We start from the raw sequence: 15,667 nt of genomic DNA, 5'->3' as shown, positions 1-15,667 counted from the left end.
CTTTTTGATTGACCTAAAATGTAGCTAATATTGCACAATAATAGATCAATAAAAATGAAAAGATAAATGACTATTTCTTATTTTTAAGTAGTTTTTCTAAAAATAAGTTTTTGATAATTAAGATAAATAAAATAATTTAAAATAAGTATTGTTAAAATTGATGGAAAGGGATTTAATATTTTGCTGCTAAATGATGCATTTAAAAATGTATTGCACCAATTTAATTCATTACTATGCTGAGGACCGTGCATTGAAATACAACAACCTGAATGAATTCCTGAATTACGTGCAAGCGCGTGATCCGCATCAACCTGAGTTCTTACAAGCTGTCGAAGAAGTTATGACGAGTTTGTGGCCATTTATTGAAAAAAATCTGGAATATGCAGAGCAGGGATTGCTAGAACGTTTAGTTGAACCTGAGCGTGTGATTCAATTCCGTGTTTCATGGATGGATGATCAAGGTCAGACTCAAGTTAACCGTGCTTTCCGTGTTCAATACAATTCAGCAATTGGTCCATTCAAAGGTGGAATGCGTTTCCATCCGTCGGTCAATCTATCAATTTTAAAATTTTTAGGTTTTGAGCAAACTTTTAAAAACTCACTGACGACTTTGCCAATGGGTGGTGGGAAAGGTGGTTCAGATTTTGATCCTAAAGGTAAATCTGATGCTGAAATTATGCGCTTCTGTCAGGCACTCATGATTGAGCTTTATCGCCATTTAGGACCTAATACGGATATTCCTGCGGGTGATATTGGCGTGGGTGCGCGTGAAGTTGGTTATATGGCAGGCATGATGAAAAAGCTGAGTAACGACACCGCTTGTGTCTTTACCGGTAAGGGAGTTTCATTTGGTGGTAGCTTAATGCGTCCTGAAGCAACTGGTTATGGTGCGGTTTATTTTGCAGAAGAAATGCTAAAAGCCCGTGGACAATCTTTTGCTGGTAAAACTGTTTCTGTTTCAGGCTCTGGTAACGTCGCACAGTATGCGGCAGAAAAGGCGATGTTCTTAGGAGCAAAAGTTGTTACCTTGTCGGACTCAAACGGTACAGTTTATTTAAAAAATGGTTTTACAGATGATTTGCTTGCTGAAGTAATGGAACTGAAAAACGTTAAACGTGGTCGTATTTCCGAGTTTGCTTCTAAACATGGTTTTGAATACTTTGAAGGAAAAACACCTTGGCATATTCCTGTTGATATTGCTTTGCCATGTGCTACACAAAATGAATTAACAGGTGAGGACGCTAAAACACTTATTTCTAACGGTGTCATTTGTGTAGCTGAAGGCGCTAATATGCCATCTACACTTGAAGCAGTTGAACATTTTATTGAAGCTAAAATTTTATATGCCCCAGGTAAAGCATCTAATGCGGGTGGGGTGGCAACCTCTGGTTTAGAAATGTCTCAAAATGCAATTCGTTTAGGCTGGACACATGCTGAAGTCGATGAACGCTTACATGCAATTATGAAAGACATTCATGCCAATTGTGTTAGATACGGTACTAAAGAAGACGGTAGTGTGAACTACGTAGACGGTGCCAATATTGCAGGTTTTGTAAAAGTTGCTGATGCAATGCTTGCTCAAGGTATTTTCTAAGATAGAAATAAAAAATCCGATGCATAAGCATCGGATTTTTTTAGTCTAAAAACTTATTTTTTAGGTTTTTTAACTAACTCTTGTTCTACAACCATATCCAATACATCTGCTTGACTAGATTGGTCTGCAGCTGGGTTTTTCACTTCAAAACGTTTTACACGCAAAATTACGCGTTGGTCTGGTTTATGTTCAAACCCTTCGATTTGACCGTAATATAATGACCAGTTTTTGTCAGCGTAAGTTTTAACACCTTTGTCATCATATTTAATTTCACGAACTTGCATACAAGTTTGTGGCGCAACACCAGTACAAGATTTAGTTTCTGGAGCTACTTCTAGGAAAACAGTTTTTCCTTCAGATTGATATTTTGCTTCAGGTGTCATTTTACCTGTGAAAGTATATTTCTGGCCTTGAGCATCAGACACTGTCAATGTTGGTTGATCAACATTTGTAGTATTGAGTTCAAATGGAATTGCACGTTTTTGGAAGAGGCTACTAGAGAACTGTTCCTGTTTCATTAAAGCAGGTTCACACGCCATCATCGTCGACATTACGTCAGCTGTTATAATCGTATTATTTTCAACTTTCCAAGTTGTTCCTTGGCGGTTACAACCTGTTGCGATAGATAAACGGTCATTTGTAAAGTTAAGAACGATTGGCTTTTTAGTATTTTCAGGCTGATATGACCAAGAGTAGTCTGTTAAAGCTTGAGTATTCACGGCTTTTTGACCTTGGAAAATGTGTTTTTGACCAGTTTTATCTGTCACCGTTAAAATCACTTGACCATTAGTGTTGCTAATTTCGATTGGTAATTTTGCTTCGTTAAAGATGCTATTCGACAATTGTTCTTGTTTCATTAAATCATCTTGGCAAGCCATCATAGTTGAAACAAGATTAGAAGTAACAAGTTGGTTACCTTCAACTTTCCAAGTACCGCCTTGGCCATTACAACCTGTATTGATTGCTAATTTACCATCTGCATTAAAGTTAAGAATAAGTGGCTTAGAAGCTTTTACATTTTGGTAAGTCCATGCATATTCACCTAAAGTGGTTGCAAGGTTTTGTTGTTGCTCAGATACAATTGGAGCAGGAGTATTAGTAACTGTTTGACACGCCATCAAAGAAAAAGGTAATAACGCAAGAATTAAATATTTAATTTTCATTTAAAAACTTCAAGTAAAAAAACAACAGTAATAAGCTTAAAACATTCTTAAAAAAAGAAAATGTAAACATTTGATTGTTTCGGTTTTTAAAATGTATAAGTTTGTAAATTATTCTAATTTTCAACAAAAATAATGGTATACCCCGCAAAATGGGGTATTTGCTAATAATTAATCAAAACGATAGATATCCATTCCTAATGAGCCCATTGTGAAGCTACTATGAACAATCGTAAAGCGATTGCCTGTACCCATAGCAAAAAACAAAGGTGCAAAATGTTCAAGCGTAGGGTGGTTACGTTTCACAAACGGCAGTGATTGCCAGTCTAAAACTCCATCATAATCTTGATGGGAAAGCTTATTAACGACAGTATTTCTAAAAGTTGAAGCCCATTCAGGAACTTTAGAGTTGTCTCCTTGCCAAGATAACTCTGCAAGATTATGAGTAATACTTCCCGAACCAATGAGTAAGATTTGTTTATCACGTAAAGGGGCAAGCGTTTGTCCTATACGATAAATTTCTTGTGCACTTAAATTTGATGGCAAAGAAATTTCGACTACAGGAATGTCTGCATCTGGGTACATATGCAATAAAGGCATCCATACGCCATGATCACGAGGACGGGTACTATTGGCATGTGCAACAAAGTGAGCATCGGCCAATAATTTTAAGATTTCTTCTGCTAATGCTGGTTCGCCAGGCGCACTGTAGCGAATTTCATATAATTCTTTAGGAAATCCACGGAAATCATGCCACGTTTCAGGACGAGTCGAAATGCTCACTTCAAGTGCTTTACTTTCCCAGTGCGCAGACATCACAATGATTGCCTTAGGTATAGGAAGATTTGTGCCTAAACGGTGTAGAGCAGGTCCCACTTGTTCTGGATCAAGTGCAAGCATGGGCGAGCCATGGGAAATAAACAGTCCAGGAAGGGTTTGTAGTTCCATTTCATTACACCTGAGTTGAAAAGCAGAATAATAGTCATTATGCCAAAATCAGGACATGTTAAAAGTATCCTGATTTCAACGGATTGTTCTTAAAATGAAACGTTTGTTCTTTTTATGCACGGTGATAAGGATGATTATGATTAATGCTCATCGCTCGGTAAAGCTGCTCGATTAATAAAACACGTACTAAAGGATGGGGCATCGTAAGTTTTGAAAGTGACCAATGCCAAGCGGCAGCTTTACGTACCTGATCTGACAAACCATCTGGACCGCCAATCGCGAGAGCTACATCATTACCTTCAAGCATCCACTGTTTCATTGTGTCAGCTAATTTTTCTGTACTTAGTTCCCGACCACCAACTTCAAGAGCAATTAAGGTTTCATTCGGTTTTAAAGCATTTAAAATACTTTCGCCTTCAATTTGGCAATACTTTAAAATATCCGCTTCTGAATCATTCTTACCACGTTTGGCCATAGGCAGTTCAATAACTTGGGTTTGAACAAAAGGTTGGATGCGTTTGAAATAATCTTCAAAACCAGTAAGAACCCAAGCAGGCATTTTTTGACCAATCGTCAGAATACGAATTTTCATGTTATCTATTCATTAAAAAACAGCTGGCGCATTATACCTGAGGAATGAAAGCATCTGACGATCTAAAAAGCTGGCATAAAAAACGCAGTCCAAAAAACAGTGTTGGACTGCGATCAAATGATCATCTGTCTGGAGTTCAGATGATCATAGAGAATAAAAACAAGGCTATCTAAGAATTAGATAGTTAAGAGTACTCATTTATTTAAATACTCTTATTACCTATTATGAGGATGGTTGGATATTTTTCAATCAAATTGTGTAACAAAAAAAAGAGAGCCGAAGCTCTCTCTTTTTTATTTTTTAATTAGTGGCGTGCTGCTTTTGAGCCTTCCACTGGTTTTACAATCGGTGTTTTAGGTAAAGGCTTTGGCATCGAAACTAATGCTAAAGGTAAGATGTCATCAATACTTTTCACAGCTTTGATTTCCAAACCTTCTTTAACATTAGCAGGAATTTCTGCTAAGTCTCGTACGTTGTCTTGAGGAATAAATACAAGTTTTATTCCACCGCGGTGTGCCGCAAGAAGTTTTTCTTTTAAGCCACCAATACGCATTGCACGACCACCTAAGCTTGTTTCACCAGTCATTGCAATATCTGGACGAATTGCAATACCTGTAAATGCTGATACAAGCGCAGTTGTTAATGCTAAACCAGCAGATGGACCATCTTTTGGTGTTGCACCTTCAGGTAAGTGAACGTGTACATCAGTTTCTTCAAAACGAGAAGCTTCAATACCTAATTCATCGGCACGTGTACGCACTAAAGTCATTGCTGTAGTAATAGATTCTTTCATTACGTCACCGAGTGAACCAGTCGTAATGAATTTACCTTTACCTTTAACAGCTGCAACTTCAATGGTAAGTAACTCACCACCTACAGATGTCCAAGCTAGACCATTTACGCGTCCTACTTGTGCTTCATCTTCTGCGATACCAAAGTCAAACTTATGTGGACCTAAGTATTCTGGAAGATTGGCAGAAGTCACATCAAGTTGTAAGTTTTTAGACTTTTTACTTACTGCTTCTTTTACCACTTTACGCGCAATTTTAGACACTTCACGTTCTAAACTACGTACACCGGCTTCACGTGTATAACGTTGAACAATGTCACGAATCGCTTCTTCATGAATTGTTAACTCTTTTGGACGTAGACCATTGTTCTTAATTGCTTTTGGAACAAGGTAACGTTCAGCAATGTTAACTTTCTCATCTTCGGTATAACCCGGTAGACGAATAACTTCCATACGGTCAAGCAAGGCTTCTGGAATATTCATACTGTTTGCAGTACAGATGAACATCACTTCAGATAGGTCAAGATCAAGATCTAAATAGTGATCGTTGAACTTACTGTTTTGTGATGGATCTAATACTTCAAGCAATGCAGAAGCAGGATCACCACGGTAGTCTTGTGCCATCTTGTCAATTTCGTCGAGTAAGAACAATGGGTTCTTCACGCCAACTTTTGTTAAAGATTGCACGATTTTACCTGGCATCGCACCAATATAAGTACGACGGTGACCACGAATTTCAGCTTCGTCTCGTACACCACCAAGTGCCATACGAACAAAGTCACGGCCAGTTGCTTTCGCGACAGACTCACCAAGTGAAGTTTTACCTACACCAGGAGGGCCTACTAAACATAGAATCGGACCTTTGAGCTTTTTAACACGTGACTGAACAGCTAAGTATTCAACAATACGGTCTTTTACGTCATCTAAGCCGTAATGATCTGTATCGAGAATTTCCTGTGCTTTCGCAAGGTTAATACTCACTTTGCTCGCTTTATTCCACGGTGTATCTAAAATTACTTCTAGATAGTTACGTACAACAGCTGCTTCACTAGACGCAGGTTGCATTGCTTTAAGCTTACGGAACTCAGCTTCAGCTTTTTTACGTACGTGTTCAGGTAAATCAGCTTCAGCAAGACGTTTCTCTATTTCAGCAACGTCATCTTCAGCACCGCCATTCATGTCAGAAAGTTCACGTTGAATGACTTTCATTTTTTCATTTAGAAAGTATTCACGTTGATTTTTTTCCATTTGGCGTTTTACGCTGTCATGCAAAGTTTGTTCAATTTGCTGTTCAGCAGATTGATTTACCAAGTAGCTCATAAGCTCTTGCAAATGTGCTTCGAACTCATCGTGCTCTAAAAACTTCTGTTTAATTTCAATATTTAGAGGCACACGTGTTGCTACGAAGAACATGAGTTGTAGCAAGTCTTCAATTTTATTAGCTGCAGCAACGAGTTCGCGTGCATTACGTAATTTTGCTTCAGCATATTGAGCAAATAAAGTACGTAACTCTTGCAAACGAGTTTCTTGAGTAGCTTTATCTACGTTAATTGTCATTGGACTTAAGCTGTGTTCAGCAGTCAAATGGCTATCTTCATCGATAATCTTTTCAAGTTTAGAGCGATGTAAACCTTCAATAAGTACTTTAATGCAGTTTTCATCATTCTCATGATTTACGACTTGAACAATCTTAGCGACAGTTCCGTACTGATAAAGGTTATCGTGATCAATTTCTTCTGTAAGCGAATCTTTTTGCGCAACTACAAATACTAAATTGTCACTGTTACGAGCCACATCAACTGCATTGATCGATTTTTCACGACCCACGAATAACGCAATTTGCATGTGTGGATAGACCACTACATCACGTAACGCTAAAAGTGGTAATACACTTGGAACCTGAGGCTCTAAGTCAGTTTTTTCATTCATAATAAGTTCAGACATGGGCACTCCTAATGAGTGACAACGAGGTTGCCATGTTTTTTATAGTGATGTGTATTTCAAAAAATACAAGGGCCTCTCTATAGAAAATGTGGAAAAAATGACTAATTTAGTCAACTTTTTTATTAAAATATTATGAATCAATGGATTAATTCTTAAGAAGAATAAAATTTTGTAGAAAGGATAGGTAATTTAGCTTAATAATTATGAAATATTCATATAGTAAAAAAGACGTTTGGATGGAAAATAACCATTTCCTTATGTCATTTGTCGGCATTGTATAATTAACAATAATTCACAACTTATTCAATGTTTGGTGTCTAATAGAGGTGCTAATATAAATTGGTGAAACGGTCTGTCACGTAAAAGTAACCATCCTTAGGGTGGTTACTTTTATGATTTTGAAAGACATAAAAGTAAAAAACTGGTTTTATATGACTAAATTTTAGTAGTTTTTATATAAATATTATCTTTTAAAATAATAAACACGTTGAGGTGTGAGTAAAGCATCTAATGGCTGATCCCAACTCTGACGTTTTAAAGTATGTTCGATAAATTGAAATTGATGAGCTAACCCTAAACGATAAGGTTTGTGTTTTGCACTTGCCAAGGTACGATCATAATAGCCCCCTCCCATGCCAATACGCGTACCATATTGGTCGCATGCCAGAAGTGGCATGATCAATAAATCAAGTGATGAAACATGTTTTGCTCTAGTTGCCATCGGTTCTTTCATTCCCAATGGATGATGAGAAAAACGTCGATTTACATATTGGTTTTTAGATATTCTTACCCAGACTAAACGTTGGTTCATAGAACAAATCATAGGTAAATAAACTTGTTTATTTTTTTGAAAACATAACTTTATGATCAGATCTGTATGAACTTCTCCGAAGGCATGTAAATATAAACCAATTTTTTTTGATGAATGAAAAATAGCAAGACTGTTTAAATGATGGAGAACATTAAGCTGAGCTTTTTTTTGCTCCAATGGGGACAAAGAGCGTCTTTTAGATCTTAAATTTTTTCTAATAAAACTAAGTTCATTCATGCGTAAATCTAACAAAGATTTGAGATCAGTCGAGCAAAATTATACCTATTTTTCTTAAGATTTATGGAAATAGAGAACTAATTAAGAAATAACTTTAAATTTACTTGATACAAGGTATTTTCTTTAGTGATAAAAAATTCTATTTCTTTACGTATTACCAGTATTTATTTACATTTAATCAGATAAGAATATTTAAAAGGATGAATGTGAAATTGTTAAGCCTATGAAGTTAAAAATTTTAACCATTACAATAAGCGCTAGTCTGCTACTTGGTGGGTGTACAAAACAAACAGAACCTGAAGCTGCTGAAGTTGATTATAAAGCTCAATTTGAAGAATCTGACCGTAAAATAGGAGAGTTTCTAGATCAACTAGATAACCCGAATACACCGCAAGAAATTAAAGTCAAAATCTTATGTCATGACTATCCAGAAGTTTATAAGACCCAATATATGCCTGCCTTAATAAAAATTTCGCCTAAACCTTATACCGAAGACAAATTATTAGCGGATTTGAAAAGTGCGACTGACTACTATAAGGATGCTTTTGCAATTAGATGTACTCAATAATTTTGAATTGAATTTAATCTCAAAAAATCCGATAAATGTGAATTGATTGGCATTATTGGGTTGTGGTAAATTTTCTTCTATCTATATAAGTGAAAGTTTAGGGGATTTAGATATGGAAATCTTAAAGTTCTTACAGAGTTTTAATACAGTTGGTACATACTTAACGATCGCTTCAACCGTTTTAGTAGGTCTAATTATTTATTTTTATGTGATTAATCCAGCATAAACACATTTAAAAGAAATAGGGATCAATTTCCTATTTCTTTATTAATAATAAAACTCTGTAATTAATTTAAAGCTATAAAAATAAGGTAGGTATATGAAGTTTAAATTATTTTTTCTTAGTTTTTTAACTTTTGGCTGTTATGCCGATGAAAGTGTAAATGACCCCGAAATTTGTAATGTGGTGAAGAAAGTTTCTTATACTGTCATGGAAGCGCGTCAACAAAAAGTCCCATCTGAAGAATTGCAGCATATAGCGAATAGTCTTGAAGATCCAAAGGCAAAAAAACTTTATCAAGATTTAATTACTTCTGCTTACTCAACCAAAGTATTCAAGACCAGCTTCTTTAAAAGAAAAGCGATAGAAGATTTTCAAACAGCTTGGTATCAAGAATGCCTGAGTAGAAAAGAAAAGTAATTTTGAATTCAGAGACTCATTCATCTCTAAAATAATAATGTCATGCATTATTAAATGCTTGAGAAAAAAATCGTACCGACAGGTCTGTATTGAAAGGCTAATTGATATAAATTTTTGAAATTTTATTATTTAATTAAAAATAAATGCTCCGAAGATGCCGCTGCATGTGTCGTTACCCTGAACCCGATGAGTTCAAGGTGGACGCGACGTATACTTGCTGGGTTTCCTACTCGAAGGTAGGCATACACTCTAAATATACAGAACGCAATCCATAAGTTTAAGTATCGGCAGGGGAATAGACCCGCTGGCGAACATCCCAGAGATAGCTTAAGTATAACCGATCTGACTATGTTGGCAATCACTTGAGTCTATGGAACTGTAAACTTAGTTTGCGTTTGATGAAGCTTTGTACATTGAACGTGGATAAAACGATATTCAACTGTAGTTGATAGTCAAAATAAAAAAAGCCTTGCATCTATGATTTATAGAGCAAGGCATTTTGTGGTAATCAAAGCTTGTTAAATAACCTGCTCCACATCTTCTAAAATCGCTTGCAGTAGGCGTTCACAGTGAGTGTATTCCTGCAAAGATTTATTAAGGCTTAGCACTTCTTGAGTTAACTGTAGAGCGACCATAATGACTAGTTTGTTGTGCTCAACACGTGGGGCACTACGGCGCATGTCATTAAATTTCTCATTGAGAAGTTGTGCTGCGCGTTCAAGTTCATCTTTTTTATCTGAGGTAGTCGCGAGTCTAAAAGTTTGCTCAATCAGCCTAAGCTCTACCATGACTTGTTCACTCATGATTGGATCTCCTCACCAGTTTCAGCATTAGGATGGGCAAGTTGCTGGATTTCTTGAGCGTGTTGATCTTGAGCAGTGCCTAAAATTCCTAAACGCTGAATAATGGCTTCAACTTTTGATTTGGCAAGCTCATTTTTTTGTAACAAACGGTCACGATCTTGTTGTAAATCATGCAGCTCTTGTTGGGTTTGACGCTGGTGGGCTTGTAACTTCTCTTTTGCAACACGTAATTCATTTCGTTCTGCAAGAATTTCTTGAAAACGATTTTTTAAATCAGTCGTACTTTTTTCTAATCGGCTATAACGTTCGGCAAGTGTGTTAGCATCTTGATTCAATTGTTGAAATTGGCCTTTTAACTGAGAAAGTTGCTCAGTTACCGACTCAATTTCCTCTTGTTTTTTAGTGATAATACTATTTTTTTGCACAACTTGTGCGTGATGCTCTGTTTCAGCCAGTTCTTTAGCTTCTGAGAGTGCCGCATGTTCACTCTCTAAATGATGTAAGCGTGTTTTTAAAACGCTAATATGCGCTTGTAGCCGCTGTAATTGTTCTAACATAACGAGGTCGCACAGAATTGCAATCAAAGGTAATATATACAAAGTATAGAGATTGGATAAACGAATGCAAGACGATATTTCAGGCTGGACAGATTGGAACGCTCATTTTGAAGGAATTGAAGAAATTTCAAGCCCTAGTGAGTTACATGGTCTATTAACAGGTATTGTTTGTGTGACAGAAGCGCCTACGCGTGAAGAATGGTCACAAATTTTAACAACCCTTAATGTGCCAGAGTTAAGTGAAGATGCTTTAGCGCTTTTGACTGACGAAGCAGAAGATGTGGTTCATGCTTTATCTGAAGATGAATTAGATTATTTACCAATGCTTCCAGATGATGAACATTTACTTCAAGAGCGTGTGCAAGCACTATCTGATTGGTGTGCGGGTGTTGTGTTAGGTTTCGGTTTGGCATCAGGTCATGTTCGTGGTGATGAGCGCGAATTGATTGAACACCTTCAAGATGTTGCTGCAGTAGAATTTGAAGATTCTGACAATGATGAGGAAGGCGAAAGCAGCTACGAGGAATTGTATGAATTTGTACGCTTGATCCCTGTAAGCTTGTCGATTGGTAGAAAAAAAATCACTGTAGCTGAAAGTTCTTTATTGAAAAACTTTCATGCAAAAAGTAAAACTGCTGCTCTAGGTACAGATCAGAATATTGTAGAAATGTTCACACCACATCGTCCAAGCTAATTGAGGCGATGTGTTATTGGTTGTATTTTATTTTTTGACTTTAAAATTCTAAATCAAGTAGATCATTATGAAATTGCCTCAAGCTGATTTTCAACATCGTAGAGACCGTTTAGCAGAAAAAATCGGTCCTAACAGTATTGCAATTATTGCAACGCGTGAGGAGATGTACCGTAATCGTGATGCGGATTATAAATTTCGTGCCGATAGTAGTTTTTTCTATTTGACGGGCTTTGCTGAGCCTGAGGCAGTTGCAGTTATTGAAACTTTTGAGGATGTAACTGACTATAGCTATAGTCTTTTTTGCCGTGAACGTAACCGCGAGATGGAAATCTGGAATGGTTACCGTGCTGGAATTGACGGTGCAATCGAAGACTATGATGCAGATGAAGCCTATGCAATTGATCTGCTTGATGAAGAAATTATTGAAAAGTTATTAAATAAAGAACGCCTTTATTATCGGATTGGGCAAAATGCTGCGTTTGATGCACGAGTGAGCCAGTGGATTAAAAAAGCAGATGCTGAGCATCGACATCAAGGTGCTCCAGCTCAACTGGTACAGCTCGACCGTATTGTCGATGAAATGCGTTTAATCAAGTCACCACAAGAACTTGAGCTGATGCAAACTGCTTCAAAAATTAGTGCTCAGGCACATACCCGAGCGATGCAAATCGTGCGTCCAGGTATGATGGAATATGCGCTTGAAGCCGAGCTCAATTATATATTTGGGCAAAACGGCTGTGTCCCGTCTTATAACAGTATTGTTGGTGGTGGGGCTAATGCCTGCATTTTGCACTATGTTGAAAATAACCAACCTCTTAAAGACGGTGATTTAGTCTTAATTGATGCTGCATGCGAATATGAGTTCTATGCGTCAGATATTACCCGTACTTTTCCGGTTAATGGTAAGTTTAGTGCTGAACAAAAAGCGTTATATGAAGTTGTATTGGCTTCTCAATATGCAGCGATTGATGCAGTACGGATTGGTAATTCGTACCGTGAGCCTCATGAAGTAGCCGTTAAAATTTTAACCGAAGGCTTAGTGGATTTAGGCTTGCTCAAAGGTGATGTTAACGAACTTATCGAAACCGAAGCATACCGTCAATTTTATATGCATGGTACAGGCCATTGGTTAGGAATGGATGTACATGATGTCGGGTCTTACAAAAAAGGTGAAGACTGGCGTCAATATGAAGAAGGTATGGTCGTTACCGTTGAACCCGGCCTATACGTTGCACCAGACGATGAAACTGTAGATAAAAAATGGCGTGGTATTGGTATTCGTATTGAAGATGATGTGGTCGCAACCTCGAAAGGACCACGAGTTTTAACTGCTGATGTAGTTAAAAATATTGCAGATATTGAACATTTAATGGCGCAAGCTAAATCATAATTAAACGTATTCGCCAAAGGAGCACAACTCGATGCAACAACAAGTGATTATTGTAGGTGGGGGAATGGTTGGACTTAGCCTTTCACTCATGCTGGCGAAGGCTAATATTGCAGTAAAGCTGTTAGAAGCTGTGAAATACCCAAGCTATGATGATCAAAATGTTGCCCCTTATCATTCCAGTTTCGATGCGCGTAATACGGCTTTATCGCGTCGTAGCGTCCAGATTTATCAGAAGCTGGGGTTATGGGATGCCTTACAGCAGCACGCGACTCCAATTCTACAAGTTCACATTACTGAACAAGGCAGTTTTGGTAAGGCCCGATTAATTGCAGAACAAGAAAAAGTCGAAAGCTTTGGGCAGGTGATTGAAAATGCTTGGTTGGGTCGTGTTTTATTGACTCAAGTACGTCAGCAGCCTTTGATTGAGCTGATTGATGGCGTTCAAGTGACTGCTTTAACTCAAGATGCTGAGCAAGTACATATTGAGGCCAAGCGTGGTGATGACCTTTTAAAACTTGAGTCAAAACTATTAATCGCCGCAGATGGGCGTGACTCTTTCTGTCGTCAGGCTATCGGCGTTGGTGTAGATGTTCATGATTATGATCAGGTTGCAATTGTCACTACCGTTCAGACTTCAAAACCACATGATCAAGTCGGTTTTGAGCGTTTTAGTGCATTAGGCCCTTTAGCTTTATTGCCTTTACCGGGCGAATATCGCCGTTCGGTTGTATGGCCTGTTAAAAAAGGCACTGAAGGTGAGTGGTTAGGTGAAGAAAACGACCAACACTTTTTAGATGCTTTGCAAAAAACTTATGGTGACAGAGCGGGTAAATTTGAAAAGACGGGTAAACGCTTTAGTTATCCGCTTTCACAAGTGCTTGCACATAAACAAGCAGTCGGACGCGTTATTTTAATGGGGAATGCGGCGCATACAATCCATCCTGTTGCAGGACAGGGCTTTAACCTATGTCTACGTGATGCGGATGTTTTAGTGCGTTACTTAGTGAACCAGCTAACTACTTCTGATGATATTGGTAACCCAGATAATTTACTGGCTTATGAACAAGCTCGTTTGTCAGATCAACAACGAGTCATTAAGTTCTGTGACACCGTGGTTCGTGGTTTTAGTAATCAAAATCCATTATTAAAATTAATTCGTAATATGGGATTAATTGCATTCGATGTCATTCCGGGAGTTAAACCACTGGTAGCGAACTATGCAATGGGGCTAAAAGCATGAGTGAAGTACTAGATGTTGTCATTGTTGGTGGTGGACTGGTTGGTGGTTTAACAGCTTTATTACTTGCCCAAGGTGGTGTACAGCCTACTGTGCTTGATGCTGCTCCTGTACTGGATGTTGAAAAAACACTAAGTGTGATGAACCCGCGTGTTTTAGCACTCAGCCAAGCGACCATTCATTTACTTAAAACTGTCAATGTTTGGGATGATCTAGCACGTCAAATGCCATATACAGGCATGCAAGTGTGGAATCTGAATGGCTATGGTGAAATTAATTTTGGTCACGAGTCCGTACAAAGACCAATGCCAGAACAGACCTTGGGTTCTATGGTTGAGCCAAGTGTGTTGAATGTTGCTATTCAACAAAAAATGCTTGAGCAGTTAACAGACTATCGTACTCAAGTTCGTGTGACTCGCATTGAGCAGGGTGTTGGTTGTTGGCATATTCAATTGGCAGATGGTACGACACTTAAAACAAAACTGCTGATTGGTGCAGATGGTGCCAATTCATTTGTACGAGAACAGGCCTTTATTGACCTAGATGTCTTAGATTACAAGCAAGCAGCGATTAGTTGTGCTATTAAAACATCTAAACCTCACAATCATGTTGCTCGTCAAATTTTCTTACCTACAGGGCCTTTAGCCTATTTACCGATGGCTAGTCTTGAAGAAAGTGAAAATGGCTACTGGCAGTCAATTGTCTGGACACTACCTGATGATTATGCCGATGAATATTCTGCTTTAACCGATCATGAATTTATGCAGCTTTTAACTCGTGAAAGCCAACATATGTTGGGTGAAGTGTTAGATGTACGTTCAAGAGCCCAATTCCCGCTCAAAGCGCGCGCCGCAAAACAGTATGTGAAAGCTGGTTTAGCTTTAATTGGGGATGCTGCACATGTGATTCATCCACTTGCTGGACAAGGGGTAAATATTGGTTGTTTAGATGCGGCTGTACTCTGTGATGCATTACTACATGATTTAGCGCGTGGCGTATGGGCAAATGAACAGACATTGTTGCGTTATGAGCATCGCCGTAAAGGCCAAAATGATGCAATGATGCATAGCATGTCGGCAATTGGCTGGTTGGAAAGTAGTGAGCTATTTCCATTTATCTGGGCTCGGAATGTGGGACTCAAGCAAGTTGAACAAATTTCCTTCTTAAAAGAGAGTTTTATGCAACAAGCAAACGGTTTAGGGTCTTTACAAAACACCCAGTATAGTCGTTAAAATAATTACGAAGTTTATGCTCTACTGGTCTAAATAAATATCAGTAGATATTTTTTAAGCAATCATTTATATATCATTACCAATTGGGTTGAAAAAGATACACATTTGACCAATTTGGCTCTTTGCTAAATGCAAAGAGATTGCTAAATTTCTGAGGTCTTGGGACCATAGCGATGATGCAATAGAAATCATTCTGGGGAGTGAAAAATGTCAGATATCAATGATTATGAAGATGCAGAAGATTCTGCTGTAGATGAAGATGAAGCGAAGGCAGCTGAAAGCGGTGCAGCTGATGAAGAAGCAAGCAGTATTAATGATACTGATATTGCTGAGGCAGAAACACTGACTGTGACTGCCAAGCAAAAACAGCGCCAAGCGCTGGAAGATGAAGTTGCCGCATTTTTAGCTCGAGGGGGGAGAATTACCGAAGTTCCTCCAGATGAACATAGCGACCATTAATCCTAAAAAGC

Annotated in this window: 16 protein-coding genes and 1 other RNA gene; 9 read left to right on the top strand and 8 right to left on the bottom strand. The window is 38.0% G+C overall.

Features of this window, described 5'->3' with window-relative positions; genetic code table 11:
• The first annotated feature begins 190 nt into the window (after nucleotides 1–190).
• Nucleotides 191–1,594, top strand: coding sequence for an NADP-specific glutamate dehydrogenase (gene gdhA / locus WBW42_RS07505; protein ID WP_080776925.1), 1,404 nt, complete (start codon nucleotides 191–193; stop codon nucleotides 1,592–1,594).
• 53 nt (nucleotides 1,595–1,647) lie between these two features.
• On the opposite strand, the gene WBW42_RS07500 is transcribed toward gdhA, so the two are convergent.
• The 5 genes from WBW42_RS07500 to WBW42_RS07480 all read right to left on the bottom strand — a co-directional run bounded on the left by WBW42_RS07500 (nucleotide 1,648) and on the right by WBW42_RS07480 (nucleotide 8,076).
• Nucleotides 1,648–2,757, bottom strand: coding sequence for an META and DUF4377 domain-containing protein (locus WBW42_RS07500; protein WP_032056824.1), 1,110 nt, complete (start codon nucleotides 2,755–2,757; stop codon nucleotides 1,648–1,650).
• Nucleotides 2,758–2,925: 168 nt separating this feature from the next.
• Nucleotides 2,926–3,702, bottom strand: a complete 777-nt coding sequence (locus tag WBW42_RS07495; RefSeq protein WP_005075524.1) for a DODA-type extradiol aromatic ring-opening family dioxygenase — start codon at nucleotides 3,700–3,702, stop codon at nucleotides 2,926–2,928.
• Nucleotides 3,703–3,814: 112 nt separating this feature from the next.
• The gene (gene rlmH, locus WBW42_RS07490) at nucleotides 3,815–4,294 is read right to left on the bottom strand and encodes a 23S rRNA (pseudouridine(1915)-N(3))-methyltransferase RlmH (RefSeq protein ID WP_002054393.1); all 480 of its coding nucleotides are present in this window, start codon (nucleotides 4,292–4,294) and stop codon (nucleotides 3,815–3,817) included.
• Nucleotides 4,295–4,598: 304 nt separating this feature from the next.
• Nucleotides 4,599–7,028: an endopeptidase La gene (gene lon, locus WBW42_RS07485; protein ID WP_284105998.1), complete on the bottom strand. Its 2,430-nt coding sequence runs from the start codon at nucleotides 7,026–7,028 to the stop codon at nucleotides 4,599–4,601.
• A gap of 463 nt (nucleotides 7,029–7,491) precedes the next feature.
• Entirely contained in the window at nucleotides 7,492–8,076 is a 585-nt protein-coding gene (locus tag WBW42_RS07480) for a 5-formyltetrahydrofolate cyclo-ligase (RefSeq protein WP_005070553.1), read from the bottom strand.
• A gap of 223 nt (nucleotides 8,077–8,299) precedes the next feature.
• Between WBW42_RS07480 and WBW42_RS07475 the strand changes: the two genes are divergently transcribed.
• The 3 genes from WBW42_RS07475 (at nucleotide 8,300) to WBW42_RS07465 (ending at nucleotide 9,284) form a co-directional block, all read left to right on the top strand.
• Nucleotides 8,300–8,644, top strand: coding sequence for a hypothetical protein (locus tag WBW42_RS07475; RefSeq protein WP_005070552.1), 345 nt, complete (start codon nucleotides 8,300–8,302; stop codon nucleotides 8,642–8,644).
• Nucleotides 8,645–8,756: 112 nt separating this feature from the next.
• Entirely contained in the window at nucleotides 8,757–8,870 is a 114-nt protein-coding gene (locus tag WBW42_RS07470; protein ID WP_002117788.1) for a hypothetical protein, read from the top strand.
• A 93-nt stretch (nucleotides 8,871–8,963) separates the two neighbouring features.
• Nucleotides 8,964–9,284, top strand: coding sequence for a hypothetical protein (locus tag WBW42_RS07465; RefSeq protein ID WP_032056823.1), 321 nt, complete (start codon nucleotides 8,964–8,966; stop codon nucleotides 9,282–9,284).
• Between the two features lie 141 nt (nucleotides 9,285–9,425).
• Here WBW42_RS07465 and ssrS read toward each other — a convergent pair.
• The 3 genes from ssrS to WBW42_RS07450 all read right to left on the bottom strand — a co-directional run bounded on the left by ssrS (nucleotide 9,426) and on the right by WBW42_RS07450 (nucleotide 10,644).
• Nucleotides 9,426–9,610, bottom strand: a non-coding RNA gene (gene ssrS, locus WBW42_RS07460) — 6S RNA.
• A gap of 192 nt (nucleotides 9,611–9,802) precedes the next feature.
• The gene (locus WBW42_RS07455) at nucleotides 9,803–10,087 is read right to left on the bottom strand and encodes a cell division protein ZapA (RefSeq protein WP_002117766.1); all 285 of its coding nucleotides are present in this window, start codon (nucleotides 10,085–10,087) and stop codon (nucleotides 9,803–9,805) included.
• Nucleotides 10,084–10,644 carry a hypothetical protein gene (locus tag WBW42_RS07450; protein ID WP_002117619.1) on the bottom strand — a complete coding sequence of 187 codons (561 nt, stop codon included), beginning with the start codon at nucleotides 10,642–10,644 and terminating at the stop codon, nucleotides 10,084–10,086. The genes WBW42_RS07455 and WBW42_RS07450 overlap by 4 nt, the downstream gene beginning before the upstream one ends.
• A gap of 64 nt (nucleotides 10,645–10,708) precedes the next feature.
• Between WBW42_RS07450 and WBW42_RS07445 the strand changes: the two genes are divergently transcribed.
• From WBW42_RS07445 to WBW42_RS07425, 5 genes are all read left to right on the top strand, one after another.
• Nucleotides 10,709–11,338: a UPF0149 family protein gene (locus tag WBW42_RS07445; protein WP_005802891.1), complete on the top strand. Its 630-nt coding sequence runs from the start codon at nucleotides 10,709–10,711 to the stop codon at nucleotides 11,336–11,338.
• A 67-nt stretch (nucleotides 11,339–11,405) separates the two neighbouring features.
• Nucleotides 11,406–12,728, top strand: a complete 1,323-nt coding sequence (pepP, locus tag WBW42_RS07440) for a Xaa-Pro aminopeptidase (RefSeq protein ID WP_032056822.1) — start codon at nucleotides 11,406–11,408, stop codon at nucleotides 12,726–12,728.
• A 31-nt stretch (nucleotides 12,729–12,759) separates the two neighbouring features.
• On the top strand, nucleotides 12,760–13,968 hold the full coding sequence (gene ubiH, locus WBW42_RS07435) for a 2-octaprenyl-6-methoxyphenyl hydroxylase (RefSeq protein ID WP_163114267.1): 1,209 nt from the start codon (nucleotides 12,760–12,762) through the stop codon (nucleotides 13,966–13,968).
• Nucleotides 13,965–15,197: an FAD-dependent monooxygenase gene (locus WBW42_RS07430; RefSeq protein WP_032056820.1), complete on the top strand. Its 1,233-nt coding sequence runs from the start codon at nucleotides 13,965–13,967 to the stop codon at nucleotides 15,195–15,197. The genes ubiH and WBW42_RS07430 overlap by 4 nt, the downstream gene beginning before the upstream one ends.
• 207 nt (nucleotides 15,198–15,404) lie before the next feature.
• A complete protein-coding gene (locus WBW42_RS07425; protein WP_002117665.1) occupies nucleotides 15,405–15,656 on the top strand; it encodes a hypothetical protein in 252 nt (83 codons plus the stop codon).
• The last annotated feature ends 11 nt before the right edge of the window (nucleotides 15,657–15,667 follow it).

Source organism: Acinetobacter sp. LT1 (assembly GCF_059800965.1).
This window is presented reverse-complemented; position numbering and strand designations above follow the sequence as displayed.

Bases quoted from the DNA above. Each gene is read 5' to 3' on its own strand.
- WBW42_RS07475 (WP_005070552.1), top strand. From the start codon at position 8,300: ATGAAGTTAAAAATTTTAACCATTACAATAAGCGCTAGTCTGCTACTT.
- ubiH (WP_163114267.1), top strand. From the start codon at position 12,760: ATGCAACAACAAGTGATTATTGTAGGTGGGGGAATGGTTGGACTTAGC.
- WBW42_RS07500 (WP_032056824.1), bottom strand. From the start codon at position 2,757: ATGAAAATTAAATATTTAATTCTTGCGTTATTACCTTTTTCTTTGATG.
- WBW42_RS07470 (WP_002117788.1), top strand. From the start codon at position 8,757: ATGGAAATCTTAAAGTTCTTACAGAGTTTTAATACAGTTGGTACATAC.
- WBW42_RS07430 (WP_032056820.1), top strand. From the start codon at position 13,965: ATGAGTGAAGTACTAGATGTTGTCATTGTTGGTGGTGGACTGGTTGGT.
- rlmH (WP_002054393.1), bottom strand. From the start codon at position 4,294: ATGAAAATTCGTATTCTGACGATTGGTCAAAAAATGCCTGCTTGGGTT.
- WBW42_RS07455 (WP_002117766.1), bottom strand. From the start codon at position 10,087: ATGAGTGAACAAGTCATGGTAGAGCTTAGGCTGATTGAGCAAACTTTT.
- WBW42_RS07480 (WP_005070553.1), bottom strand. From the start codon at position 8,076: ATGAATGAACTTAGTTTTATTAGAAAAAATTTAAGATCTAAAAGACGC.
- WBW42_RS07450 (WP_002117619.1), bottom strand. From the start codon at position 10,644: ATGTTAGAACAATTACAGCGGCTACAAGCGCATATTAGCGTTTTAAAA.
- WBW42_RS07425 (WP_002117665.1), top strand. From the start codon at position 15,405: ATGTCAGATATCAATGATTATGAAGATGCAGAAGATTCTGCTGTAGAT.
- WBW42_RS07495 (WP_005075524.1), bottom strand. From the start codon at position 3,702: ATGGAACTACAAACCCTTCCTGGACTGTTTATTTCCCATGGCTCGCCC.
- WBW42_RS07445 (WP_005802891.1), top strand. From the start codon at position 10,709: ATGCAAGACGATATTTCAGGCTGGACAGATTGGAACGCTCATTTTGAA.
- WBW42_RS07465 (WP_032056823.1), top strand. From the start codon at position 8,964: ATGAAGTTTAAATTATTTTTTCTTAGTTTTTTAACTTTTGGCTGTTAT.
- gdhA (WP_080776925.1), top strand. From the start codon at position 191: ATGATGCATTTAAAAATGTATTGCACCAATTTAATTCATTACTATGCT.
- pepP (WP_032056822.1), top strand. From the start codon at position 11,406: ATGAAATTGCCTCAAGCTGATTTTCAACATCGTAGAGACCGTTTAGCA.
- lon (WP_284105998.1), bottom strand. From the start codon at position 7,028: ATGTCTGAACTTATTATGAATGAAAAAACTGACTTAGAGCCTCAGGTT.